The organism is Rhizobium sp. Leaf262 (genome assembly GCF_001422245.1).
In the GTDB taxonomy this organism is placed as follows: Bacteria; Pseudomonadota; Alphaproteobacteria; order Rhizobiales; family Rhizobiaceae; genus Agrobacterium.
In genome coordinates this window covers 145,634-169,916 of record NZ_LMMM01000002.1, presented here as the reverse complement: position 1 = coordinate 169,916, position 24,283 = coordinate 145,634, and the positions used below count along the sequence as shown (strand labels likewise).

At 55.5% G+C, this 24,283-nt stretch carries 23 protein-coding genes; 15 read left to right on the top strand and 8 right to left on the bottom strand.

The annotated features are described in order from the left end of the window. The first annotated feature begins 219 nt into the window (after positions 1 to 219). A complete protein-coding gene (carB, locus tag ASF29_RS04415) occupies positions 220 to 3,705 on the top strand; it encodes a carbamoyl-phosphate synthase large subunit (RefSeq protein WP_062448961.1) in 3,486 nt (1,161 codons plus the stop codon). 102 nt (positions 3,706 to 3,807) lie between these two features. Further along, positions 3,808 to 4,254, top strand: a complete 447-nt coding sequence (locus ASF29_RS04410; RefSeq protein WP_062448959.1) for an SRPBCC domain-containing protein — start codon at positions 3,808 to 3,810, stop codon at positions 4,252 to 4,254. Here the strand turns inward: ASF29_RS04410 and ASF29_RS04405 are convergent. Next, positions 4,246 to 5,730: a UdgX family uracil-DNA binding protein gene (locus ASF29_RS04405; protein ID WP_062448957.1), complete on the bottom strand. Its 1,485-nt coding sequence runs from the start codon at positions 5,728 to 5,730 to the stop codon at positions 4,246 to 4,248. The two genes, ASF29_RS04410 and ASF29_RS04405, sit on opposite strands and share 9 nt — an antisense overlap. Continuing rightward, positions 5,730 to 6,962, bottom strand: a complete 1,233-nt coding sequence (locus tag ASF29_RS04400) for a putative DNA modification/repair radical SAM protein (protein ID WP_062448955.1) — start codon at positions 6,960 to 6,962, stop codon at positions 5,730 to 5,732. Before ASF29_RS04400 ends, ASF29_RS04405 begins: the two co-directional genes overlap by 1 nt. A 221-nt stretch (positions 6,963 to 7,183) precedes the next feature. Between ASF29_RS04400 and greA the strand changes: the two genes are divergently transcribed. After that, a complete protein-coding gene (gene greA / locus ASF29_RS04395) occupies positions 7,184 to 7,660 on the top strand; it encodes a transcription elongation factor GreA (protein ID WP_062448953.1) in 477 nt (158 codons plus the stop codon). A 31-nt stretch (positions 7,661 to 7,691) separates the two neighbouring features. After that, positions 7,692 to 8,750: a glycosyltransferase family 4 protein gene (locus ASF29_RS04390; protein ID WP_244473484.1), complete on the top strand. Its 1,059-nt coding sequence runs from the start codon at positions 7,692 to 7,694 to the stop codon at positions 8,748 to 8,750. On the opposite strand, the gene ASF29_RS04385 is transcribed toward ASF29_RS04390, so the two are convergent. Both ASF29_RS04385 and ASF29_RS04380 read right to left on the bottom strand, forming a co-directional pair. Then, on the bottom strand, positions 8,734 to 9,756 hold the full coding sequence (locus ASF29_RS04385) for a glycosyltransferase (protein WP_062448951.1): 1,023 nt from the start codon (positions 9,754 to 9,756) through the stop codon (positions 8,734 to 8,736). The genes ASF29_RS04390 and ASF29_RS04385 overlap by 17 nt on opposite strands. Then, positions 9,753 to 10,574 carry a glycosyltransferase family 2 protein gene (locus tag ASF29_RS04380; protein ID WP_062448949.1) on the bottom strand — a complete coding sequence of 274 codons (822 nt, stop codon included), beginning with the start codon at positions 10,572 to 10,574 and terminating at the stop codon, positions 9,753 to 9,755. The genes ASF29_RS04385 and ASF29_RS04380 overlap by 4 nt, the downstream gene beginning before the upstream one ends. A gap of 286 nt (positions 10,575 to 10,860) precedes the next feature. Between ASF29_RS04380 and gmd the strand changes: the two genes are divergently transcribed. The 5 genes from gmd to ASF29_RS04355 all read left to right on the top strand — a co-directional run bounded on the left by gmd (position 10,861) and on the right by ASF29_RS04355 (position 15,893). Next, positions 10,861 to 11,913 (top strand): GDP-mannose 4,6-dehydratase, encoded by a 1,053-nt coding sequence (gmd, locus tag ASF29_RS04375; protein WP_062448947.1) that lies wholly within the window; start codon positions 10,861 to 10,863, stop codon positions 11,911 to 11,913. Between the two features lie 40 nt (positions 11,914 to 11,953). After that, entirely contained in the window at positions 11,954 to 12,874 is a 921-nt protein-coding gene (locus tag ASF29_RS04370; protein ID WP_062448946.1) for a GDP-L-fucose synthase, read from the top strand. 1 nt (position 12,875) lies between these two features. Further along, positions 12,876 to 14,060: a DegT/DnrJ/EryC1/StrS family aminotransferase gene (locus tag ASF29_RS04365; protein WP_062448944.1), complete on the top strand. Its 1,185-nt coding sequence runs from the start codon at positions 12,876 to 12,878 to the stop codon at positions 14,058 to 14,060. A 70-nt stretch (positions 14,061 to 14,130) separates the two neighbouring features. Further along, a complete protein-coding gene (locus ASF29_RS04360) occupies positions 14,131 to 15,078 on the top strand; it encodes a hypothetical protein (RefSeq protein ID WP_062448942.1) in 948 nt (315 codons plus the stop codon). A gap of 26 nt (positions 15,079 to 15,104) precedes the next feature. Continuing rightward, complete coding sequence (locus ASF29_RS04355; RefSeq protein WP_082453374.1) at positions 15,105 to 15,893, top strand: FkbM family methyltransferase; 789 nt, start codon at positions 15,105 to 15,107, stop codon at positions 15,891 to 15,893. Between the two features lie 43 nt (positions 15,894 to 15,936). On the opposite strand, the gene ASF29_RS04350 is transcribed toward ASF29_RS04355, so the two are convergent. Beyond that, a complete protein-coding gene (locus tag ASF29_RS04350) occupies positions 15,937 to 16,404 on the bottom strand; it encodes an Lrp/AsnC family transcriptional regulator (RefSeq protein WP_062448939.1) in 468 nt (155 codons plus the stop codon). Positions 16,405 to 16,645: 241 nt separating this feature from the next. Between ASF29_RS04350 and trxB the strand changes: the two genes are divergently transcribed. Together trxB and ASF29_RS04340 are read left to right on the top strand one after the other, a co-directional pair. Continuing rightward, complete coding sequence (gene trxB, locus ASF29_RS04345) at positions 16,646 to 17,620, top strand: thioredoxin-disulfide reductase (protein ID WP_062448937.1); 975 nt, start codon at positions 16,646 to 16,648, stop codon at positions 17,618 to 17,620. A gap of 23 nt (positions 17,621 to 17,643) precedes the next feature. Beyond that, a complete protein-coding gene (locus ASF29_RS04340; RefSeq protein WP_062448936.1) occupies positions 17,644 to 18,540 on the top strand; it encodes a LysR family transcriptional regulator VtlR in 897 nt (298 codons plus the stop codon). 28 nt (positions 18,541 to 18,568) lie between these two features. Here the strand turns inward: ASF29_RS04340 and ASF29_RS04335 are convergent, their stop codons facing one another. Next, positions 18,569 to 18,988, bottom strand: a complete 420-nt coding sequence (locus ASF29_RS04335; RefSeq protein WP_062448934.1) for a hypothetical protein — start codon at positions 18,986 to 18,988, stop codon at positions 18,569 to 18,571. Positions 18,989 to 19,118: 130 nt separating this feature from the next. On the opposite strand from ASF29_RS04335, the gene ASF29_RS04330 reads away from it, so the two are divergent. Continuing rightward, complete coding sequence (locus ASF29_RS04330; RefSeq protein WP_062448933.1) at positions 19,119 to 19,409, top strand: metalloregulator ArsR/SmtB family transcription factor; 291 nt, start codon at positions 19,119 to 19,121, stop codon at positions 19,407 to 19,409. Between the two features lie 45 nt (positions 19,410 to 19,454). After that, the gene (locus tag ASF29_RS04325; protein ID WP_062448931.1) at positions 19,455 to 20,567 is read left to right on the top strand and encodes an alkene reductase; all 1,113 of its coding nucleotides are present in this window, start codon (positions 19,455 to 19,457) and stop codon (positions 20,565 to 20,567) included. A gap of 51 nt (positions 20,568 to 20,618) precedes the next feature. Here ASF29_RS04325 and ASF29_RS04320 read toward each other — a convergent pair whose 3' ends face one another. Next, entirely contained in the window at positions 20,619 to 21,629 is a 1,011-nt protein-coding gene (locus ASF29_RS04320) for an NAD(P)H-binding protein (protein ID WP_062448929.1), read from the bottom strand. A gap of 95 nt (positions 21,630 to 21,724) precedes the next feature. Between ASF29_RS04320 and ASF29_RS04315 the strand changes: the two genes are divergently transcribed. After that, positions 21,725 to 22,669 carry a LysR family transcriptional regulator gene (locus tag ASF29_RS04315; RefSeq protein ID WP_062448928.1) on the top strand — a complete coding sequence of 315 codons (945 nt, stop codon included), beginning with the start codon at positions 21,725 to 21,727 and terminating at the stop codon, positions 22,667 to 22,669. Between the two features lie 12 nt (positions 22,670 to 22,681). Here ASF29_RS04315 and ASF29_RS04310 read toward each other — a convergent pair whose 3' ends face one another. Then, the gene (locus tag ASF29_RS04310; protein WP_062448926.1) at positions 22,682 to 22,957 is read right to left on the bottom strand and encodes a DUF2188 domain-containing protein; all 276 of its coding nucleotides are present in this window, start codon (positions 22,955 to 22,957) and stop codon (positions 22,682 to 22,684) included. 188 nt (positions 22,958 to 23,145) lie between these two features. On the opposite strand from ASF29_RS04310, the gene ASF29_RS04305 reads away from it, so the two are divergent. Then, a complete protein-coding gene (locus ASF29_RS04305; protein WP_062448924.1) occupies positions 23,146 to 24,261 on the top strand; it encodes a calcium:proton antiporter in 1,116 nt (371 codons plus the stop codon). Positions 24,262 to 24,283 lie beyond the last annotated feature (22 nt).

Below are 24,283 nucleotides of genomic sequence, written 5' to 3'. Positions count from 1 at the left end.
TTCAAATATCACTACGTTTCTGCGAGACGAAAGGATCAGCCTGCAACACAGTTATATATGCCGCCAACTTTCCTGTCGGAAAGCGAAGATTCGGGGTTCCGTTATCAAAAACATTTGCCTATAAGCCGCTTCTAGCCTGAAAAGATTGAAATTGCGCCCGCGGCCGGTGAGTTTCACCATGGCCGTTTTTTGCGCAACACGAAAAGCGGAACGAGAGCCATGCCGAAGCGCCAAGATATCAAGTCCATCCTTATCATCGGCGCTGGACCGATTGTCATCGGTCAGGCATGTGAATTTGATTACTCCGGCACGCAGGCCTGCAAGGCGCTGAAAGAGGAAGGCTACCGCGTCATCCTTGTCAACTCCAATCCGGCAACCATCATGACCGACCCCGGTCTGGCCGACGCGACCTATGTCGAGCCGATCACCCCGGAAGTCGTCGCCAAGATCATCGCCAAGGAGCGTCCGAACGCACTGCTGCCCACCATGGGCGGCCAGACGGCACTGAACACTGCCCTTTCGCTCAAGCGCATGGGCGTGCTGGATCGCTACAATGTCGAGATGATCGGCGCAAAGCCCGAGGCCATCGACATGGCCGAAGACCGCGCCCTGTTCCGCGAAGCCATGAAGCGCATTGGCCTGGAAACTCCGAAGTCGATGCTGGCCAACGCCACCGACATCAAGGACGCCGACCGCAAGACGCATGAAGCCGCCCGTGCAGACCTTAAGTCGAAGCTTTCGGGTGCTGAACTCGACAAGGCGCTCGACAACCTCGAAAACCAGTGGAACCTCGGCGAGACGGACCGCAAGCAGCGCTACATCAGCCACGCCATGGCCATTGCCGCACAGGCCATCGATGTCGTCGGCCTGCCCGCCATCATTCGCCCGTCCTTCACCATGGGCGGCACCGGCGGCGGCATTGCTTACAATCGCTCGGAATTCTTCGAAATCATCGGCGGCGGTCTCGACGCATCGCCCACCACCGAAGTGCTGATCGAAGAATCGGTTCTCGGCTGGAAGGAATATGAAATGGAAGTGGTCCGCGACAAGGCGGACAACTGCATCATCATCTGCTCCATCGAAAACATCGATCCGATGGGCGTGCACACCGGCGACTCGATCACCGTTGCCCCTGCCCTGACGCTGACCGACAAAGAATACCAGATGATGCGCAACGCATCGATTGCGGTTCTGCGTGAAATCGGCGTCGAGACCGGCGGCTCGAACGTTCAGTTCGCCGTCAACCCGAAGGATGGCCGTCTGGTCGTCATCGAAATGAACCCACGCGTGTCGCGCTCATCAGCGCTCGCTTCCAAGGCCACCGGCTTTCCGATTGCCAAGGTCGCGGCCAAGCTCGCCGTCGGCTACACGCTGGACGAACTGGACAACGACATCACCGGCGGTGCAACACCTGCGTCCTTCGAACCGTCCATCGACTACGTGGTCACGAAGATCCCGCGTTTCGCCTTCGAGAAGTTCCCCGGCGCATCGCCAATCCTCACCACGGCCATGAAGTCGGTCGGTGAAGTCATGGCGATTGGCCGTACCTTTGCTGAATCACTCCAGAAGGCGCTGCGTGGTCTCGAAACCGGCCTCACCGGTCTCGATGAGATCGAAATCCCCGGTTACGAAGAGGGCGAAGGCTCCAAGAACGCCATCCGCGCCGCTATCGGCACACCGACGCCGGATCGTCTGCGCATGGTCGCACAGGCGCTGCGCATGGGCATGTCCGAAGCCGAAGTGCACGAGAACAGCAAGATCGATCCATGGTTCATCGCCCAGTTCAAGGCCATCGTGGACATGGAAGCCCGCGTGCGCGAACACGGCCTGCCGCAGGATGCTGAAAACCTGCGCTCGCTGAAGGCCATGGGCTTCTCCGACGCCCGCCTTGCGAGCCTCACCAAGAAGCGTCCGAAGGAAGTGGCGGAGCTGCGCAACAGCCTCAACGTTCGCCCCGTCTTCAAGCGCATCGACACCTGCGCTGCCGAATTCGCTTCGCCAACCGCTTACATGTACTCCACCTACGAGACGCCATTCGTCGGCCAGCTGCGCTCGGAAGCGCAGGTATCCGACCGCAAGAAGGTCGTCATTCTGGGCGGTGGCCCGAACCGTATCGGCCAGGGCATCGAGTTCGACTATTGCTGCTGCCACGCCGCCTTCGCGTTGAAGGATGCGGGCTTTGAAGCCATCATGATCAACTGCAACCCGGAAACCGTCTCCACCGACTACGACACGTCCGACCGCCTCTATTTCGAGCCGCTGACGGCGGAAGACGTGATCGAGATCATGCGTGCGGAGCAGGAAAAGGGCGAACTGGTCGGCGTTATCGTGCAGTTCGGCGGCCAGACACCGCTGAAGCTCGCCGAAGCCTTGGAAAAGAACGGTATCCCGATCCTCGGCACAGCACCCGATATGATCGACCTTGCCGAAGACCGCGACCGGTTCCAGAAGCTGTTGATGAAGCTCGACCTGAACCAGCCGAACAACGGCATCGCCTATTCCGTCGAACAGGCTCGCCTCGTGGCCTCCGAAATCGGTTTCCCGCTGGTCGTTCGCCCGTCCTATGTTCTGGGTGGCCGCGCCATGCAGATCATTCATTCCGAAGGACAGTTGCAGACCTACTTGCTGGATACAGTTCCGGGCCTCGTGCCCGAAGACATCAAGCAGCGTTACCCCAACGACAAGACCGGCCAGATCAACACGTTGCTGGGCAAGAACCCGCTGCTGTTCGATAGCTACCTGACCAACGCCGTCGAAGTGGACGTGGATGCGCTGTGCGATGGCGAAAACGTCTTCGTCTCCGGCATCATGGAACACATCGAAGAAGCCGGCATTCACTCTGGCGACAGCGCCTGCTCGCTGCCATCCCGTTCGCTTTCCAAGGACGTTCTGGACGAGCTGGAACGCCAGACGACGGCCATGGCCAAGGCGCTCAACGTTGGCGGCCTGATGAACGTGCAATATGCCATCAAGGACGGCACGATCTACGTTCTGGAAGTCAACCCGCGCGCCTCGCGTACTGTGCCCTTCGTGGCCAAGACCATCGGCGCGCCGATTGCCAAGATCGCAGCCCGTATCATGACCGGCGAAAAGCTGGATGCAGCGATTGCCGCTTACGGCGAAAAGCCCGATCCGCGCAACCTCAAGCACATCGCCGTCAAGGAAGCCGTGTTCCCGTTTGCCCGCTTCCCCGGCGTCGATATTCTGCTGGGACCAGAAATGCGCTCTACAGGCGAGGTCATCGGCCTCGACAGCGATTTCGCTCTGGCCTTCGCCAAGTCGCAGCTGGGTGCTGGCGTCGATCTGCCCCGCTCCGGCGCGGTGTTCGTTTCCGTGCGCGATGAAGACAAGGAACGCGTTCTGCCCGCCATCCGCCATCTGGTCGAAATCGGCTTCAAGGTTCTGGCAACCGGCGGAACCCAGCGCTTCCTTGCCGAACAGGGCATCAACGCCGAAAAGATCAACAAGGTACAGGAAGGCCGTCCGCACATCGAAGACGCCATCCGCAACCGTCAGGTCCAGTTGGTCATCAACACCACGGATAGCAACAAGGCGATCTCGGACTCCAAATCGCTGCGCCGCGCCACGCTGATGCAGAAGGTGCCATACTACACCACCATGTCCGGCGCAGAATCTGCAGCACTCGCCATCAAGGCGCTGAAGGCGGGCAGCCTGGATGTGAAGCCGCTGCAGAGTTATTTCTGATCCCAGCAGACCATAGGCAACCCAATAAACCGGCCTGCAAACTTGCAGGCCGGTTTTGCTTTATCTGGACGTCATCATTCGGCACAGTGCATGGAGGGGAACATGACGGAAAAAATGAAAGTCTTTAACGAGCGGCTGTTCTCAGTCGATCGCGAAACGCTGTTCCAGGCATTTGCCGATCCGAAAACATTGGAACAATGGTGGGGACCGCACGGCTTTACCAACACGATCACCGCATTCGACTTTCGCCCCGGTGGCACATGGAACATCACCATGACGGCCTCGGATGGCACCGACTTCCACAATGTCTCGACGTTTCGCCATATCACAGCACCGGAAACCATTGTTTTCGAGCACCATGAGCCGATGCACGTCTACACGATGGACATGAACTTCGTCCGGGATCCTGCCGGTACGACGTTGCGCTGGCGCATGGTGTTTGATGCAACGGAGGAAAATCTGCATCTCAAGAAATTCATCGCCGCCGCCAACGAGCAGAACTTCGACCGTCTTGACGCCGTTTTGAATGAGCTGGCGAAATCAAGCTGATACGGCGGAAGCGGACGCAGGTGCCACCTCCATCAGCTTGCGAACCGCCTGCATATCCTCGCGAAACCGCTGAAACTCCTCTACCTTTCTTTGCTCATCCGGTATGCGCAGCAAATAAGATGGATGCACCGTTACGAAGAGCATTCTGTCACCATCCATGGGCATGGGCCTGCCGCGCAGCTCCGACAGCTTTTCCTTCAAGCCCGTCAACGCAAACATTGCCGTCGCGCCCATCGCAACGATGAGCTTGGGCTGGACCAGGTCGATTTCCCGCGTCAGCCACCAGCGGCAGCGCTGCACCTCGCCTGCGTCAGGCCGCTGGTGGATGCGCTTCTTGCCGCGCGATTCATATTTGAAATGTTTGACGGCATTGGTGACATAGAGCTTCTGGCGCTCCATGCCGGTTTCACCCAAGACCTGATCGAACACCTTGCCCGCCGGACCGACAAAGGGACGCCCTGCCAGGTCCTCGAAGTCGCCGGGCTGTTCGCCAACAATCATCACATCCGCATTGTCCGGCCCCTCACCGAACACCGTTTGCGTGGCCTTGCAGTGCAGAGGACAGAGCGTGCAGTCTTTCGCCTCATGTCTCAACCCTTCCAAAGTATCGGCATAGGGCAGCGCAGGCGCTGGCCTGCTTTCCGCCGCGGCCTGAATACGGTGGTGGAAAAGCTGCGGTTCGGTCGCCGCCTTCGCGCCCATCTCCAGCACCCGTCGCTCGGCGTTGAGAATGAGGTCTGGAATAAGATCGGCCTCGGGGAGGTTCTTCCAGTATTTCTTCGGCATCTCCGCCGTCATCGCCTTGATCTTCAAACGAGCGGGATTGAAAATATTGGCATAATAGGTGCGCCAAAGCTCATCCGTCTCATCGGATAAATCCGGCTGTTCTGCCGCCAGCCGAGATGTTTCGAGCGCCTCACCATCCCAGCGAGCCGAGCCTTTCGGCGTCAGAATCAGCCAGTCCATATCCGTAAAACGCCGCTGGAAAAACGCAGCCTTTCGCTCCACGATGAAATGATCCGGCTCGAACCAAGCGATGAACCGCCGCCGACCCGCCTCACCCGTGGCCAGCGGCATTTCCTTGAACCGCACGAAAGCCGTCATCTTGTGGCTATCGCGACGCACGGATTTCTCCAGTTTGCGCGCCTCCGCCACATCGGGATCGGACTTGAATTGCAGCAGAGCCCTGTCCTGCCCCAAACGCCACAAGAGACGATAAAGCAGTGCAAACCGCTTCGGATCACTATGACAGATAATGGTCTGCGCCAGCGGCATAAAGGCCGAGGGCACGTGCACGCCGGTGGCATTATCTACGGCAGCGGGAAGGTTCTCCTCCTCAAAACCAAGCAGACCGGCCTCTTCGCCGCGGCACCGCCACTCGATCTCATGCGGAGAGACATTGGCGGAAAGAAACGTGCGGGCAGCATCCCGCCACTCGGTAAAATCGCCCCGTCCCTCCAGCGACACCCTGTACATCACAGCAACGATAGTTGTTCAGGCTGAGGTGCGAACATGGCGCGCAAATCCGGTCGCTCCGTCAGCTTGCCCGGTGACCACCCGCCCGCCACGACGAAGGCCTTGACCTTTTTCAGCGACACGCCGAAGCGGGCCAAATCCTCCAGCCGCAACTGCCTGAACCGGCGCGATGACAGGATGGAGTTGACCGTTTTCGTACCGAACCCTGGAACCCGCAGCAAGGTTTCACGCTCGGCCTTGTTCACATCGACAGGAAAGCTCTGCCGGTTCGCCAGCGCCCAAGCCAGCTTCGGATCGATATCCAGATCCAGCATGCCGTCCTTCTGGGTGGAGGCGATTTCTGCAATATCGAAGCCATAGAATCGATAGAGCCAATCGGCCTGATAAAGCCGATGCTCCCGCATCAACGGCGGCTTGATGAGCGGCAGGTTTTTGGACGAATCAGGAATGGGGCTGAAAGCGGAATAATAGACACGCCGCAAACCGTAGCTGCCATAAAGGCGCGCACTGGTGTTGAGGATGGTGCTGTCATTGGCGCCATCCGCACCCACGATCATCTGCGTGCTTTGGCCCGCAGGCGCAAACTTCCTGACCCGCTTCGTCTGAACCGTCGGCTCGCCCGCCTCTTCGATCTTCAGCCGAATATCAGCCATGGATTTGCGGATGTTTCCCGGCTGCTTTTCCGGTGCGAACTGTCCGATACCGCTATCCGTCGGCAACTCTATGTTGATCGACAGGCGGTCCGCATAAAGCCCCGCCTCCTCCACCAGCCGCGCCGAAGCTTCGGGAATCGACTTGAGGTGAATATAGCCCCGAAAGCCGTGGGTGACGCGCAACTCCCTCGCCACCCGCACCAATTCTTCCATCGTATGATCCGACGAGCGAATGATGCCGGAAGATAGAAACAGGCCCTCGATATAATTGCGCCGGTAAAACTCCAGCGTCAGCCACACCACTTCTTCCACCGTAAAACGCGCCCGCTCCACATTGCTGGAGGACCGGTTGATGCAGTAGGCGCAGTCATAAATGCAGAAATTGGTGAGCAAGATTTTCAAAAGCGAAATGCACCGGCCATCCGGTGCATAGGCGTGGCAAATGCCCGAACCTTCCGTCGAACCCAGCCCTCCCGATGCGGACGAATTACGTTTCGTCGTGCCACTGGAGGCGCAGGACGCATCATACTTCGCCGCATCGGAAAGGACTGCCAAACGCTCTTTTATTGACTTTTTCATAGGTATGTTCACTATATGTTCTTGCAATTAAAGTCAATCTTGGAATATGATGATCAGGTAATTTTACGAGAAGTTGAGTGCTTCAAATTCTCTGGCAATTCACTTGTGTCTTCTGATATAGTGACGGAAATTGTGATTTTGACTGGTTCCGTAGTTTTGCTCCGGAACCTGTTTCTTTTTGTGTCTGCGGGTACCGCGGTTAGAATGCGAAGGAAGAAAAAATGGTAGAAAAAGTACCGATGACTCAGGGCGGATTCGTCAAGCTACAGGAAGAACTTCGCTGGCGCCAGCAGGAAGAGCGCCCCCGCATCATCGAGGCCATTTCGGAAGCGCGCGCCCATGGCGACCTCTCCGAAAACGCCGAGTACCATGCCGCCAAGGAAGCACAGAGCCACAATGAAGGCCGCGTTGCCGAGCTGGAAGACCTGACGGCGCGTGCCGAGGTCATCGACCTCTCGAAAATGTCCGGCACCACCATCAAGTTCGGCGCCACCATCAAGCTCGTGGATGAAGATTCCAACGAGGAAAAGACTTACCAGATCGTTGGCGATCAGGAAGCCGACGTCAAGCAGGGCCGCATTTCCATCTCCTCGCCCATCGCCCGTGCGCTGATCGGCAAGGAAGTCGGCGACAGCATCGAAGTGAACGCCCCTGGCGGTTCGCGCGGTTACGAGATTCTCTCCGTCAACTGGGGCTGATTGCCAGCACCTCTCTCACGAGATCCCGATTTTGCCCCATATCGACTTGGCTGATGTCCGGGTGCTTGCGCCGAATTTCAAGCGCAGGCTTTCCGGCGTGACATCCACGATCATCCAGCTCGTGCCGGTCCAAAATCGGCTCGGGCAAAAGGTTGCCGTTATAGGGCCGGGTTTGCCGCAAAGCCTGCCACATGTCCGCTTTCGTGACCTGTGGCGGCTGTGGCAATTGGGACCGGATAAAAGGCCGCGCGTCTGGCACGCGCGCCGCAATATCGAAATGCTGCCCGCCATCATCCTGCGCGATATCCTGCGCATGAAGCTGAAGCTCGTCTTCACTTCCGCCTCGCAGCGAAAACACAGCGGCTGGACGAAATTCCTGATTTCCCGCATGGATGCGATCATCGCAACCAGCGCCAAGACGGCCTCCTATATGGATGTGCCGAGTACCGTCATCATGCACGGCATCGATACCGAACGCTTTTCCCCGCCCGCCGATAAGGCTGAGGCAAAACGTGCGGTTGGTCTCGACCCGAACCAAAAATACGCCGGCTGCTTCGGTAGAGTGCGCCATCAGAAAGGCACGGACCTCTTCGTCGATGCCATGATCGCCGTGCTGCCGCAGAACCCCGACTGGTCAGCCATCATCGCCGGCCGCGCCACCGGGCCGCATGTGGAATTTGAAAACGGCCTGAAGGAAAAGGTCCGTGCTGCTGGCCTTGCAGACCGCATCATCTTCGTCGGCGAACACACCAACATCAACGAATGGTACCGCACCCTCGACCTCTTCATCGCCCCGCAGCGTTGGGAGGGCTTCGGCCTGACACCACTCGAAGCAATGGCAACAGCTGTGCCGGTCATCGCGACAGATGTAGGGGCGTTTCCAGAGTTGGTTGAGGGGGAGACCGGGGAGGTTATGGCTCGAGGTGATCTGCAAGCCATGAGCGATTCTGCCTCGAAATGGCTGAAAAACGATGGGAAGCGTTTGGAAGCGGCAATGGCCGCTCGCCAACACGTGGCCGAGAACTTCACCATCGCGGGTGAAGCGGAAAATCTCGGCAGGGTTTATGACGCGGTCAAGGCTTCCGCTTGAAAAGGTCGATATAGGCAGAGGCGACGGCCTCTTCAGAGAACTGGCCCATCAGCGTTTCATGTCCGCCTGCGGCTACACGCTGCGATAGCGCCTGATCGCTCAGCAGATTGCCGATGGCAGCAGCAAAGCTCTCCGCTTCGCCGATCTCTGCCAGAAGGCCGTTCTCTCCATCTCGCATGAACCACATCGGCCCCTCGGATTTGGAGGAAACCACTGGTTTCTTTTGCGCCCAAGCTTCGAGGATGACATTGCCTAGCGGTTCATGACTGGATGGCATGACGAAGATGTCGGCAGCCGACACGTAAGGTCGCGTCTCATCTTTCCAGCCAATGAAGCGAACCCGGTCCCGCATGCCACGCGCATCGACCTGCACCTCCAGACTTTCCCGTTCTTCCCCATCGCCCGCCAGCCACAGATAAACACCCGGCAAGCCAGCGACGGCATCGATCAGGGTATGAAACCCCTTCCGCTTCACAAAACGCCCCATGGACATGACCACCGACGCATCCTGCGGAGTATCCAGCTCAGCCCTCGCGATCGGCGCAATCGCCTGCGTGCTGGTGAAGTTGGAAATGACCTCGACACCACGCGTCCAACCGATGGCTTTGACATGCTCGGCAATGCCAGGCGTATTGCAGACCAGAATATCCGTATTCTTGAAGTAATCCAGCTTGGTGGGGTAATCGCCAAGACGCGAAAGCTTGATGCAGCCTTTGTAATTCGGCATCAGCCGGCTGGGCCTCGTTGCCCAGGACATCAAGGCGTCTGGCTTTTCCTGACGCGCCATGCTCATTACTTTGAGGGGAAGCAGCAGCCTGTCAGGCGAAAGATTGCGAAAATTGCTTTCGATGATGCCGCAAACGCCGTCGATATTCTTCTTCCAAAGGCGGTTGGGCCGGATGACGGCCTTCTGTTCAACACCTCTGCGCGCAAGCGCATTGACGAGATGCACGAAAAACCGCTCGGCCCCACCATCCTTGCCGAGATGATAATGCATGACTTTCATAGATGTTTCCTTCCACGCTCCATATCATCGACATTGGGCCGACGTTTCAGCGCGTGACGCTGATGGATTTTCGCCTGGGTGAGAAATGCGTAAATGCTGCCTGTTGCCGCTTCGATAAAGCCGGGCATACCGCAGCGCCACAGACCGTTTTTGAAATAGAGCCGCAGAAAATAGAGCCAGGGCGACAACAGAAGTTTTGAGAGCTTGGCTTTGCGGCCTTCCGCAAATTGCTGATCAGCCTTCAGGGTGGAATATTTGTTTTCTTTCAGAATTTGCTCATCGATGATGAGCGGCCGATAGTGCAAGAAGCTGCCCTTTTCAGATGACCTCACCTCACCAGTCGGGACGATGCCTTCATGCACCTTCTGCGCAAGATCATAGCCACCCTTGCCGTTCCGGATGAGCCGAAGATTCTTCCGCTCACGCACGTTTTCCGGCGTATAGCCGTAGCCAATAAGATAAGGCCTGCGCGCCACTTTCCAGCCGACAACACTCTCCGGCGCAGAAAGCAACTCAGGCAAAGCCGCGCGCAAAGCCGCATCCAGCCGCTCATCGGCATCGATATTCAGGCACCAAGCCTGGCTGCACTGCTCCAGCGCAAACTGTTTCTGCCCGGCGTACCCGCGCCAAGTCTCATGCATGAACCGGATCGGCCAGCCCTTCTCTATGTATGATTGCACCAAAGCAGGCGTCCCATCCACGGAGCCGGAATCGACAATCACGATCTCGGCAAAACCTTCAAGGCTTTCAATGCAGTTGCCAAGATAGGCCTCTTCATTGAGGCAGATGATGAATGCGGAGGCGCCAAGTTTCGTCATTCGTTCTCTTACACAAAAAAGTCCGACACCATACCCGTGTCCACCGTTGCAGCCATTAGTCTATAGGGTTGCGCCGCACGCAAATGCAAGCATTTGAGATGGCTTTACAGTGAATGGACGCTTGATAGACCGTGAGCCACGCAAATCGGAGGTTTATTTTGAATCTCACTTGAGATATCGCACAATGAACCAACGCACCCTGACAGTTACCGCATTCATCTTCGATAATCTGTTCGAAGCCAGTGCAGAGTTTTCAGGCGCGAGAGCAAGATGAAAGCGGATCAAAATGGCAGACAAAGCGAAAGTGGCTCTCATTACCGGCGTAACCGGTCAGGATGGAGCCTATTTGGCCCAATTGTTGCTTGATAAGGGCTATATCGTCCACGGCATCAAGCGCCGCTCGTCGTCTTTCAATACTGGCCGTATCGAAAACATCTACCAGGACCCGCATGAGGAAAACGCGCGATTTTTCCTGCATTATGGCGACATGACCGATGCCACCAATCTCATCCGCATCGTTCAGGAAACGCAGCCGGACGAGATTTATAACCTCGCGGCGCAGAGCCATGTGCAGGTTTCGTTCGAAACGCCGGAATATACGGCAAACGCAGACGGCATCGGCACGCTTCGCCTGCTGGAAGCCATCCGCATCCTTGGCCTTGAGAAGAAAACCCGCTTCTACCAAGCCTCGACATCGGAGCTTTATGGATTGGTGCAGGAAGTCCCGCAGCGCGAAACGACACCTTTCTACCCGCGCAGTCCATACGCGGCGGCGAAGCTCTACGCCTACTGGATCGTCGTAAACTACCGTGAAGCTTACGGCCTTCACGCCTCGAACGGCATTCTCTTCAACCACGAAAGCCCGTTGCGTGGCGAAACCTTCGTTACGCGCAAGATTACCCGTGCGGCAGCCGCCATCAGACTCGGGCGGCAGGATAAGCTTTATCTCGGCAATCTGGATGCCAAACGCGACTGGGGCCACGCCAGGGAATATGTGCGTGGTATGTGGCTGATACTGCAGCAGGATGAGGCGGAAGACTACGTGCTGGCAACAGGCCAAACGACGCCGGTGCGAACCTTCGTGGAATGGGCTTTTGCCGATGTCGGCTTCACCCTGAAATGGGAAGGCCATGGCGTGGACGAAAAAGGCATCGACACCACTACCGGCAAGGTTCTGGTCGAAGTCGACCCCCGCTATTTCCGACCAACCGAAGTTGACCTCCTCATCGGCGACCCCTCGAAAGCGCACCAGAAACTTGGCTGGAAGCACGAGACGAGCGTGCGGGAACTTGTACGCGAAATGGTAAAGAGTGATCTTAGCGTCATGGCTGAAGAATAATGCCATCCCAATTCACGATATTACTGGTGAAGGTAACCCAATGAAGATTCTACTGACCGGCGGACGTGGAATGGTGGGACGCAACATAGTGTCCCACGCAAAGACGTTACAGCTTGAGATCATTGCGCCCGCCAGCCATGACGTTAATCTGCTTGATGCAGAGCGGACAGAAGCCTTCGTTAAAGAAACTAAGCCTGACCTCATCATTCACGCAGCGGGTCGCGTCGGCGGAATACAGGCGAACATAAGGGAACCGGTTAAATTTCTTTCTGAAAACTGGATGATGGGTCAGAATGTTGTATCTGCCGCGAAATCAGCGGGAGTAAAACAGCTCATCAATCTGGGTAGTTCTTGCATGTATCCGCGCGATCAAGAAGAACCGCTCCGCGAAGAGCAGGTTTTAGGCGGCATGCTCGAGCCCACGAATGAGGGATATGCGATCGCGAAATGTGCAATCGCCCGTCTATGCGAGTACGTTTCCCGCGAAGATTCCGCGTATCAATATAAAACCATCATTCCTTGTAATTTATATGGTCGCTTTGACAAATTCGACCCTTCAGTTTCTCACATGATTCCAGCCGTTATCCAAAAGCTTCATGTCGCGCGTGCAGATAACGCCCCTTTTGTGGACATCTGGGGCGACGGCACTGCACGTCGGGAGTTCATGTTCGCAGAAGATCTGGCAGAGGCCATTTTCTTCGCAATTGACCGTTTTGACGCTATGCCATCACTCATCAATATGGGCCTGGGATACGATTACAGCATCAACGAATATTACGGAGCGGCGGCAGAGGTCATTGGTTATGCTGGTCAGTTCAAGCACGATCTTTCCAAGCCAGTTGGTATGAAGCGAAAGCTTCTGGATGTCACGAGACAGACCGAATTTGGCTGGCGCGCCAAGACCAACCTTAAAGACGGCATTCGCGCCACCTATGAATATTATCTCTCGAAGGAAGCATGACATGTCCTATCCTCTCGCCAATTCTGCTTGGGACCACGAGGAATATGAGGCTCTTCAGTCTGTTATTCAGTCTGGAATGTTTACGATGGGGCAGAAAGTTGCCGAATTCGAAAAAGCATTCGCCGAATATCTTGGCAGCAAATACTGTGTCATGGTCAACTCCGGCTCGTCAGCCAACCTCATCATGATCGCCGCGTTGCGTTACAAATCGCAATCTCCGCTGCTGCCGGGTGCAGAAGTTATTGTCCCTGCTGTTTCGTGGAGCACAACCTATTACCCCCTCTATCAGTATGGGCTGAAGCTCCGATTCGTTGATATCGACCGTGACACCTTGAACTATGATCTGGAAAAGCTGCGCGAAGCGATAACGCCAGAAACCAAAGCCATTATGGCCGTTAATCTTCTTGGAAATCCAAATGATTTCAAAAAGATAAATGAAATTATTGGTGAGCGGGATATCTTGCTTCTGGAAGATAATTGCGAATCGATGGGCGCGACTTACGAAGGGCAACAGACAGGTACCTTTGGCCTCATGGGAACCTTCAGTTCATTTTTCAGCCACCATATTTCGACGATGGAGGGCGGAATGGTGTCAACAGATGACGAGGAAATCTATCACATTCTCTTGGCTTTGCGTGCTCACGGATGGACCCGTAATCTTCCCAAAAAAAACCGCATAACTTCCGAAAAAAGCGACGATCCATTTACAGAAGCATTCCGCTTTATCTTACCGGGATATAATCTTCGTCCGCTGGAAATGAGCGGAGCACTTGGATTGGCTCAACTTCGAAAATTACCAATGATTGTAGAAGAGCGCCGTAAAAACGCTGAACGTTTTCTGGATTTGATGCAGAAATATCCATATCTGCGAACACAAAAAGAGATCGGTAAAAGTAGCTGGTTCGGGTTTAGCCTTATCTTGGAGCCAGACGCCGGGATAACTCGTGCTAGCCTAGTCGCGGCACTCAGCGATGCAAAAATCGATACCCGTCCAGTCGTTGCTGGAAACTTCGCCAAAAACGAAGTGTTGAAATGGTTTGACTATTCAATCGCCGGGAGCATTGAGAATGCTGAAATGATTGATACTGATGGATTTTTTATAGGAAATCATCACTTCCCACTCGATCAAGAGTTTGCTCTATTGTCTACCAAGTTAACTCAACACCAGAATAAACGATGCGAATAGGGTGTCTGACACTTAGCCGATCTCCAAAACCCATCATGAAGTTATAAAATGTAATACTTGGATACAATACATGAACCCATGCTTGCGTATAGAGCCCCGTGGCGGGACTGCAAATCAGTTGTTGCAGTTTTTTTTTGCAGCTAATATCCAGCGACTTTGTGAAAATCTTGAGGTCACTGGTTACGACGTGCCCGAGTGGGGGCTTATTTCAAAAAAAATGGATGGCAAGCCTAAGCAGGAACTTGTTCTTAAAGGAAACTACTTATTCTGTGACGATATAGTCAAAATAATAAAAAGAAAACTATCCAAAAACATAGTGCTAAAAGGGCAAGCATTTCGCTTATCTAATTACGCGCAACCAGAATTTTATCGCCCTCTCATAAAAAGTAATATCAGAACAGTTCCGGTATACGGTGAAGGACACGTCGTTTTCCATATTCGTGGTGGCGATATTTTACAGCCCGCGCATAGAGACTACTACCCCATCCCATTCTCCTATATCGATGCTGTACTGAAAAAATCAGACGCATTGCCAGTTTTTTTGGGTCAGATGGGTGAAAGTTACTACACAGAAAAGCTGCGACAACGTTACCCTGAAGCCGTTTTTTCTCCACCAAAGACAGCGATTGAAGACTTTGAAACTCTGCGGCATTCCCGTCAAATAGCAGTTTCAATTAGTTCATTCTCTTGGACAGCAGCTTGGTTATCGCACGCGAAGACCATCCATCTACCGGTGGCTGGCTTTTTACATCCTATTCAAAGACCTGATATCGATCTCCTTCCAGTTAATGATGCTCGCTACAAATTCTACCAATTTGAGCCGTTCAAATGGAATGCGACACAATCCGATATAAATAGCCTTTGGCAAGAACGAGAGCACGTAGTGTGGGACACAAAAGCTTTGCTAGACTTGAAAAAAATAGCTAACGAAAAAATAAAAATAAATGCTCAGTTCGCTCGCACCAAGCTACATGCCCAAGCTTACCTACGCGCAACAGCTGACAAGTTCTTCCTCTAGCACAACATCCTTTTTGAGAGCGACACATGCAAGACATTACGGATATTTTCCCCCCCAGTATTTATTGCGCATTAATCAATGCCAGAAATTGGGCTCGCGGAAAAAAACATCGAATTCGCCCAACTCTTGAACAAAATATTTATCGTGTCACGGATGGCGAAAATGAGCTTTTTATATGTCGCCGAAAAAGACACAATCGCTCAAAAAATGGTATTGTAGCTGGTGTAGAAGCTTTAGCAAAACAATACAGTTTGGAGCACATACCATTATCACCCGGTGATTGGTTCATTGATTGCGGGGCAAATATCGGGGAACTAGGTGTCTGGGCTAAACACCGCGATCTGCATTATATCGCTTTCGAACCAGAAACGCTTGAGGCGCGTTGCGTTAACCTGAATGCATACGGAGGCGAAAACAACGTAAATCGTTTGGCACTTTGGTCAGAAGACGCGGTTCTTGATTTCTTCAGCAAGCCCGGCACTGCGGACAGCTCGGCAATCGAAATTAGTGACTTCGACGCAGTCCACAAAGTTCAGGCTAGACGACTTGATGCTATCATAACCAACATACCAACAAATAGTAAGGTCGTATTGAAGATCGAGGCTGAGGGTGCCGAGCCAGAAGTTCTAGCTGGGTCAGAGGGCATTCTTTCTAAAGTCGACTACATAGCGATTGATTGCGGATTTGAGCGAGGAAAAGAAGGCGCTCACACATTCACCGAAACCAATAGCTTTTTGGTCGACAGAGGTTTTCGAGTGGAAATCGCAAAATTTCCTCGAATGACCATGATATACAAAAACATTAAAAATATTTAGACTCATCGCCCGCGTACCCTCCCCAATGGCTTGGTCGAAGGTCTCACACCCCGACCAGCCCTGCCCGCTTCACCTGACGGATCGTCAGCATGGTTCGCACAGTGTCGACATGCTCGTCAGCGGTCAGCACTTCGATGACGAAGTCCTGGAACTGGGTGAGGTTTTCGGCCACGCAGTGGAGCAGGAAGTCGCTGTCGCCGGAGACCATCCAGGCTTGGCGTACCAGCGGCCAGCGGTCTGTGGCGGCGGCGAAGGCTTTTAGGTTGGTTTCGGACTGACGCTTCAGGCCCACCATGCAGAAGGCCACGAGGTCAAAGCCGAGTTTGGGGGCGTTGAGCATGGCGTGGTAGCCTTCGATGATACCAGCCTCTTCCAGCTTGCGCACGCGGCGCAGGCAGGGTGGCGCGGAGATGCCGACGCGGTCGGCGAGGTCTACATTGGTCATGCGACCGTCGCGCTGCAATTCGCGCAGTATTTTTAGATCGATGGCATCGAGTTCGACGCTGGCCAAGAGGCTTTTCCTTGTTGAGCGAGTTGCATCCTTCTACTCTTTGCGGCGGGATTCGCAATAATCCTACACCGGCGGGACACAAAATTACGTGTACATGCCGGATGCCCTGTTGGTAACGCAAGGCTGCCCTTGAATATCGACACTGGACACTCTTAAATACCGGACAACGAAGGGGTGTATCGCGCAGGAGCCTGGCGCACGGCTCTCATATCAGCCACCCCTGTTTTGAAAGGAACGTTCCATGTCCGCCCGCCACGCAAAGGTTTTGATCATCGGCTCCGGCCCAGCTGGCTATACGGCTGCGATTTATGCAGCACGCGCAATGCTCGAACCGGTTCTCATCGCCGGTATGGAACAGGGCGGCCAGTTGATGATCACCACCGATGTGGAAAACTATCCCGGCTATGCCGACCCCATCCAGGGACCGTTCCTGATGGATCAGATGCTGAAGCAGGCTGTGCATGTGGGTGCAGAAATCGTCAACGATCTGGTGACCGAGGTCGAGACGACCCGCCGCCCGTTCACGGTCAAGACAGATTCCGGAGCAGTCTGGACCGCTGATACGCTGATCATCTGCACCGGTGCCAAGGCGAAATGGCTGGGCATTGAAAGCGAACAGCATTTCCAGGGGTTCGGTGTTTCAGCCTGCGCGACCTGCGATGGCTTCTTCTACCGCAACAGGGATGTGATCGTCGTCGGGGGCGGAAACTCTGCCGTCGAAGAAGCGCTCTACCTTGCCAATATCGCCAAGTCGGTCACGGTCGTGCACCGTCGAGATAGTTTCCGCTCGGAAAAAATCCTGCAGGAGCGTCTATTTGCCAAGCAGAACGTCAATATTCTCTGGAACAGCGAGATTGCCGAAATCGTCGGTACGCCCGCCAAGCCGCCCATGCCGCCATCCGTGACCGGCGCGAAAATTCGCAACACGAAGACCGGCGAGATCACCGAAATGCCTGTCCACGGCGTCTTTGTCGCCATCGGACACGCGCCAGCAGTCGAACTATTCGAAGGCAAGCTGAAGCTGAAGCCGAATGGCTACATGTGGACGGCGCCAGATTCCACGGCGACGGATGTCGAAGGCATCTTCGCGGCGGGCGACGTGACCGACGACACCTATCGCCAAGCCATAACCGCTGCGGGCATGGGCTGCATGGCCGCGCTCGAGGCCGAACGTTTTCTCGCAGCGCAAGCGCCGCTTGCCGTTGCTGCTGAATAAGAAAGGCTAAAAACCGCATGCCTATGCCGTTGGACTGGGACAAACTGCGCATATTTCATGCGGCCGCCGAAGCTGGCTCCTTCACTCACGCAGCAGACAAGCTGCACCTCTCCCAGTCGGCGATCAGCCGACAGGTCAGCGCTCTGGAGCAGGATGTTGGCGTCAAGCTCTTCCACCGTCACGCTCGTGGCCTCATTCTGACCGAACAGGGTGAATTGCTTTACCGAACGGCGCATGACGTGCTGCTGAAGCTTGAAACCGTCAAAATGCAATTGACGGAAACGACCGAAAAGCCGAGCGGCAAGCTGCGCGTCACGACCACGGTGGGTTTGGGTCAGGGCTGGCTGACGGACAAGGTACAGGAATTTCTGCAGCTCTACCCGGAAATGGCAATCCAGCTTATCCTCGACAACGAGGAGTTGGACGTGAACATGCGCCATGCGGACTGCGCCATTCGCCTGCGCCAGCCGCAGCAGTCAGACCTCATTCAGCGCAAGCTGTTTACCGTGCACATGCATGTCTACGCCGCGCCCTCCTATATCAACCGGTATGGAGAGCCGCAGTCGATCGAGGATCTGGACAACCACAAGGTCATTTCCTTCGGAGAGCCTGCGCCGAATTATCTGCTGGACGTGAACTGGCTGGAAAACGCCGGGCGCTCCTCGGATAACACGCGGCTGGCGCATTTGCAGATCAACAGCCAGACGTCGATCAAACGCGCCTGCCTGCTGGGAATCGGTATCGCCTGTCTGCCTGACTATATCGTCGGACGCGACCCAGGGCTCATTCAGCTCTCCTTGCCGGCAGATATTCCGTCCTTCGATACCTATTTCTGTTATCCGGACGAGTTGAAAAATGCAGCCAAGCTGAAAGTCTTTAGAGATTTCATTGTCGCAAAAGCGCGCAATTGGAATTTCTGACGTTAGACTTTCTCTAAAAACGCTGCGATTACAAACACTTGATAGCTGACAAAGACGACTCTCCGTGGCTGGAGAGGTCGCTGATTTGCGAAATAAATATGACAGGCAATAGCAGTGATGCGCCCAACGCAGGGCTGGCCTGCACAAAAAAGAGTTGAATGCTGCCCAAGAAAGCATCATATCGCACATAGCTGATGCACACGGCGGCTTTTCCTCCCAGTTCCGCCGCGTCAGCTGTTCCCCTCTGGAGGTTTTTGACCTTCACACTTACAAGGGCCCTGGAGTGATCCGGTGGCCCTCTTTTTTTACCCGCAAAAATTTTCTCCACTATCTGCGTTTGTGGAACGGATTGCCCTTGTTCTTCGCCGGTAGCGCTTCCATATTCAATGCAGCTGTTGCGGATGCTTGCATCGGGCGGCTGTTCCCCTCTGGAGGTTTCGACCTTCAAACTGTCAGGCCGCGGAGTGATCCAGCGGCCTTTTTTTTGAGATGTGGCGAGCCAAAGAAGTTTTGCGCGAGCCCTTGATATCGATTTTTCTCGATATAAATATCGCTATGTACAGATATACGGAAGCGATATGAACCACGAAGACGCCCTCAAAGCGATTGCACATCCAGTGCGACTGAAATTTCTGGAATGGCTGAAACAGCCAGAACAGCATTTCAATCAAGCACATCCCTTTACCATGGGTGTGTGTGCGCATCAGTTCGAAATTTCCGGCCTTTCACAATCGACGGTCTCCTCCCACCTGGCGGCTCTTCAGTCCGCCGGGCTGATCCGGTCGCGCAAGGTTGGTCAATGGAACTTTTATGAGCGTGACGAGGACAATATCGCGGCCTTTCTCCGCTATCTGAACCAGAAGCTTTAAGCGCGCCTCAGGCGCTCTCTATCAACCAGAAGAGAAAGCACTTTCATGACTAAACTGTTCGAACCCGCTCAGGCAGGCGATATTTCTCTCGCAAACCGCATTGTCATGGCCCCCTTGACCCGCAATCGGTCTCCAGGCGCGATCCCCAACAATCTTAACGCAACCTATTACGAACAGCGCGCCACGGCTGGCCTTATCGTGACCGAAGGCACGCCGGTTTCGCAGCAAGGCCAAGGCTATGCCGACGTACCAGGGCTTTACAAGCAGGAAGCAATCAATGGATGGAAGGCTGTAACCCAGGCCGTTCATAAGGCAGGCGGCAAGATCGTCGCCCAGATCTGGCATGTTGGCCGTATCTCACACACCTCTCTGCAGCCGCATGGCGGCCAACCGGTTGCGCCCTCTCCCATCAAGGCCAATTCCAAAACCTACATCATCAATGACGATGGTACCGGCAGCTTTGCCGAAACATCCGAGCCGCGCGAACTGGGCTTGGGCGAAATCCCGGTCGTTCTTGAAGATTACCGCACCGGCGCCCGCGCTGCCATCGATGCCGGATTTGACGGCGTAGAAATTCATGCGGCCAATGGCTACCTGATCGACCAGTTTCTGAAATCAGGCACCAACAAGCGCACGGATGATTACGGCGGCTCCATCGAAAACCGCGCCCGGTTCCTGCTGGAAGTCGTTGATACTGTGACAAAGGAAATCGGCGCAGGTCGCACTGGCATCCGCCTTTCCCCGGTAACGCCTGCCAATGACATTTTCGAAGCAGACCCACAGCCATTGTTCGACTATGTCGTGCGCGAACTCGGCAGCCGTGGCCTCGCCTTCATCCACGTCATCGAAGGTGCAACCGGCGGCCCGCGTGATTTCAAGCAGGGCGACAAGCCTTTCGATTACGATGCTCTCAAGGCCGCATACACCAATGCCGGTGGCAAGGGCCTGTGGATCGCCAACAACGGTTATGACCGCGACAGCGCGATTGCCGCGACAGAAAGCGGCAAAGCCGATGCCATCGCCTTCGGCAAGGCCTTCATCTCCAACCCGGACCTCGTCCGTCGCCTGAAGGAGAATGCCGCGCTGAACGAACCGAACCAGCCGACCTTCTATGGCGGTGGTGCGGAAGGTTACACGGACTATCCTGCTCTGGCATAAAGACCCAAAAAGCCGCGCACCCACTCAGGTGCGCGGCTTTTCTATCATGTATCACGCGTGCGATATGGCTCTCGGAGCTTCCATGTCCGCTTCCGGGTCCAGGCATTTCAGCGAGATAAGCGAGGCACGCACGGCCTCGTCGATGGGCGTCTGGGGTTCTGCACCCAGAAAGCGGGTGAGTTTTCCATTGCTCATTCTGATCGGCGTCTTCCAGAGATAGCGCATTTCCATGACTTCCCGAAACATCGGCACGAAGGGCGAGGCCAGCTTCAACAGCCACCACGGCGTTTGCTTGACCGAAATTTTATGACCCACCACCCGCTCTATCGCAGACGACATTCCCTTGCCATCGGCGTCCCAAAACCCATCCATGTGATAGGTGGCGAATGGTTCAAGTTCGCCGGCACGATCCAGCAACTGACCCATGGTTTCAGCCACATCAGGCAGATAGGCCCATTGATGGCCGACGCCCGGCGATCCGGGGTTGGTAACGTGGGTGATCTTTTTGCCCGGCGTGACAAGACCCTGGCTAAACCAGTTGTTGTTCGCACCCGGCCCGAAGAAGTCACCTGCGCGAACGATCAGCACCGGCGTTTCCGGTGTCGCGGCGGAACGCAGACGGCGCTCCATCTCCACGCGAATGCCGCCCTTGCGGGTTAACGCGTTTTGCGGGCTGTCCTCGGTTGGAGCGGTAAATGCATCCGGCCCGAAATTATAGACCGTTCCCGGTAGCAAAATCCGGGCTCCCACCGCCTTTGCAGCGGCAATGGTGCTATCCAGCATAGGAAGAACCAGTGTCTCCCAATTCCTATACCCTGCCGGGTTAACTGCGTGAACAATGAGGGTCGCGCCCTCGGCTGCCTTCGCCACATCGGCTGCGTTCATCACATCACCGCGCACCCACTCCTGCGAGGGATTGGCTGAGGTCGGCATATTTCCCCGCACCAGTGCACGCACGCGCCAGCCCCGGCGCAGCAGCATATCCATGACATGTCCGCCAATGCCGCCGCGCGCTCCCAGAACCAGTGCCAATGGCTTGGATGTATCTCTATTGCTGGTCACTGCTAAAACTCCAATCTGAATTGATGGCTGGAGTATGAGCCCGATATCAGCTATACGAAATTGTCTAAAACCGTTGAACCACTATACGAAAATCCATGATCAAAGACCGTGAGATCAACTGGGATTATTACCGCACCTTTCTCAACGTGCTGCGTGACGGATCGCTCTCCGCCGCCGCCCGTGAACTCGGCATTACCCAGCCGACAGTAGGCCGCCATATTGACGCGCTGGAGGAGAGCATGGGGTTCCAGCTCTTCATCCGCTCGCCCCATGGGTTGGTGCCGACGGATGCGGCAATTGCCTTGAAACCCTATGCCGAAAACCTTGCAGCCACCGCATCGGCCCTCATGCGCGCGGCTTCGGGCGAAGTGGGGAAGATCGAAGGGGCCGTGCGCATCAGCGCCTCCGATATCATCGGTGTAGAAATCCTCCCGCCGATCATCGCATCGCTTCAGGAACTGCATCCGAAGCTGGAAATCGAGCTGTCGCTTTCCGATACGCTGGAGGATTTGTTGCGCCGGGAAGCCGATATCGCCATCCGCATGACCAAGCCGGTGCAGGATGCGATCGTCATGCGCTACATCGGCAATTTCCGGGTGGGCTTTCATGCCAATAACGACTACCTGAGGAGAATGGGCACACCGCTGTCCAAGGACGACCTCATCGACCACCGCCTCATCGGCTTCGACCGAAAGACCCCTTTCATAAGGGCCATCCTTCAGCGAATACGAAACGACAATCCCAGCATTCCTGACGCCGAAAACATTCCCTTTTCCATTCGTGCCGACAGCAATCTCGCACAGCTTTCCATGATACGGGCCGGTGCAGGTGTCGGCCTATGCCAAGTGGGCCTCGCCAGCCGCGACGCCACCCTCACCCATCTTCTGCCGGAATTGGAAATACCACTGCATGCATGGGTCGCCATGCACGAGAACCTGCGAACATCGCCACGCTGCCGTGCAGTGTTCAACGCGCTGGTCGATGGGTTGAAGGGATTTTTAAGAGCAACGGACCCGCACGCACTGACCAGCAAGACGTGATAACTGCCCGGCTCAGATGGCGTTGCGGGTCTGCTGCGGTTCCTCGAAACCATCCACCACCTCGGCCTCCGGCCTGTCGCCACCTTGACTGTGTTCCTCGTGCCAGCGACCGCGTTCGTCCTGATAATAGATTTCCTCGTCCTCGCCACCGACCTGCTGTTCGGCTGCGGCGATGCGTGCGGCCTGGACGGCATCGGAATGGGTGGGGAAGGCTTCCGAATAGGCACCGTTCATCCGGTAAGCCCAGCCGCCATCATGCTCTACAATCTCATATACAACCTTGGTCATGCACACTTCCTCCTTGCAGATTGAAGGGGCGTGGCAACCTTTGCCGCAAACGCGCATTTGAAGGACGAGATCGCGGCATTGTCGCCATGTCCTTGAAACGCACTATCCTACCAAATTGCCCAATGTGCAAATCCCGCATGTTGCCGCAGCCTTGATTGTCATCAGTTCAGAAAAACGAAAGGGCGAAAATGTCGATTGCGACGACGCTGAAACAGGAGCGCATGCTGTTGGCAGCGTTACCGTGCGCGGTGGCTGCTTATCTTGCCGAACACATGGTCATGGAACAGGGCAAGGTGCTGTCCTTCGTCGTGGCGGCAGCGCTGATCGGCGTCATCATTCTGGTGTCGATGCGGGTGGCGCATCACGCCGAAATTCTGGCGGCCAAAGTCGGTGATCCCTATGGCACGATGATCCTCACGCTTTCCGCCGTTGCCGTGGAAGTGCTGATCCTCGCCATTATCATGCAGGAATCCACCTCACCCACGTTGGTACGCGACACCATCTATTCCGCGGTCATGATCGACATAAACGGCATCTTGGGCATCGCCGCCCTGCTGGGAGGCCTCCGCCACGGCGAGCAACCCTACAACGACGATTCCGCCCGCACCTATGTCGTGATGATCCTGACCGCCATGGGTATCTCGATGATCGTGCCGGAATTCATTCCAGAGGCGAAGTGGCATTATTATTCCATTTTCACCATCGGCGCCATGATTGCTCTCTATGCCCTGTTCCTGAAAATGCAGGTCGGGCCGCACAGCTACTTTTTCAGCTATCGCTACCCTCGTACCGAACGCAAGAAGAGCGCCGCCGAGCAGCAGACCGAGGCGGCGGAAGAAGAGGATGAAGGCCCGGCATCCTATTCGATTGCCATCATCCTCATCGGCGTCGTCATCATAGGCGCGCTGGCGGAATTCATGTCGGCATTTCTGAGCAATGGGCTGGAAGGCAGCGGCGCGCCCGTTGCGCTGATGGCCGTCGTCGTAGCCACCATCTCCGCCGCACCTGAGATCATGACCGCCATGCGCTCGGCACTGCGCAACCGCATGCAGTCGGTGGTCAACATCGCCATGGGTGCATCGCTCTCCACCGTCATCCTCACCGTGCCGGTCATGGAGGCCATTGCGCTCTACACCGGCCAACCATTCATCATGGCCATGACCCCGGTGCAGACGGTGATGGTCTTCATCACGCTCTTTGCAGCGGCGATCAACCTGAATGATGGTGAAACGAATGCCATTGAGGGGATGACGCATTTCATCCTGTTCGCGACATTCGTCATGCTGCTGTTTTTGGGACTTTGAAACGAAAAAGCCCGGCAGCGAT

What these genes read in the sequence shown, in the direction of transcription:
- ASF29_RS04315 (WP_062448928.1), top strand. Translation starts at nt 21,725, where the DNA reads ATGATCAAAGACCGTGAGATCAACTGGGATTATTACCGCACCTTTCTC.
- ASF29_RS04360 (WP_062448942.1), top strand. Translation starts at nt 14,131, where the DNA reads ATGAACCCATGCTTGCGTATAGAGCCCCGTGGCGGGACTGCAAATCAG.
- ASF29_RS04380 (WP_062448949.1), bottom strand. Translation starts at nt 10,574, where the DNA reads ATGACGAAACTTGGCGCCTCCGCATTCATCATCTGCCTCAATGAAGAG.
- ASF29_RS04405 (WP_062448957.1), bottom strand. Translation starts at nt 5,730, where the DNA reads ATGTACAGGGTGTCGCTGGAGGGACGGGGCGATTTTACCGAGTGGCGG.
- gmd (WP_062448947.1), top strand. Translation starts at nt 10,861, where the DNA reads ATGGCAGACAAAGCGAAAGTGGCTCTCATTACCGGCGTAACCGGTCAG.
- ASF29_RS04370 (WP_062448946.1), top strand. Translation starts at nt 11,954, where the DNA reads ATGAAGATTCTACTGACCGGCGGACGTGGAATGGTGGGACGCAACATA.
- ASF29_RS04365 (WP_062448944.1), top strand. Translation starts at nt 12,876, where the DNA reads ATGTCCTATCCTCTCGCCAATTCTGCTTGGGACCACGAGGAATATGAG.
- ASF29_RS04330 (WP_062448933.1), top strand. Translation starts at nt 19,119, where the DNA reads ATGAACCACGAAGACGCCCTCAAAGCGATTGCACATCCAGTGCGACTG.
- ASF29_RS04305 (WP_062448924.1), top strand. Translation starts at nt 23,146, where the DNA reads ATGTCGATTGCGACGACGCTGAAACAGGAGCGCATGCTGTTGGCAGCG.
- ASF29_RS04340 (WP_062448936.1), top strand. Translation starts at nt 17,644, where the DNA reads ATGCCGTTGGACTGGGACAAACTGCGCATATTTCATGCGGCCGCCGAA.
- ASF29_RS04325 (WP_062448931.1), top strand. Translation starts at nt 19,455, where the DNA reads ATGACTAAACTGTTCGAACCCGCTCAGGCAGGCGATATTTCTCTCGCA.
- ASF29_RS04355 (WP_082453374.1), top strand. Translation starts at nt 15,105, where the DNA reads ATGCAAGACATTACGGATATTTTCCCCCCCAGTATTTATTGCGCATTA.
- ASF29_RS04385 (WP_062448951.1), bottom strand. Translation starts at nt 9,756, where the DNA reads ATGAAAGTCATGCATTATCATCTCGGCAAGGATGGTGGGGCCGAGCGG.
- carB (WP_062448961.1), top strand. Translation starts at nt 220, where the DNA reads ATGCCGAAGCGCCAAGATATCAAGTCCATCCTTATCATCGGCGCTGGA.
- trxB (WP_062448937.1), top strand. Translation starts at nt 16,646, where the DNA reads ATGTCCGCCCGCCACGCAAAGGTTTTGATCATCGGCTCCGGCCCAGCT.
- greA (WP_062448953.1), top strand. Translation starts at nt 7,184, where the DNA reads ATGGTAGAAAAAGTACCGATGACTCAGGGCGGATTCGTCAAGCTACAG.
- ASF29_RS04400 (WP_062448955.1), bottom strand. Translation starts at nt 6,962, where the DNA reads ATGAAAAAGTCAATAAAAGAGCGTTTGGCAGTCCTTTCCGATGCGGCG.
- ASF29_RS04410 (WP_062448959.1), top strand. Translation starts at nt 3,808, where the DNA reads ATGACGGAAAAAATGAAAGTCTTTAACGAGCGGCTGTTCTCAGTCGAT.
- ASF29_RS04310 (WP_062448926.1), bottom strand. Translation starts at nt 22,957, where the DNA reads ATGACCAAGGTTGTATATGAGATTGTAGAGCATGATGGCGGCTGGGCT.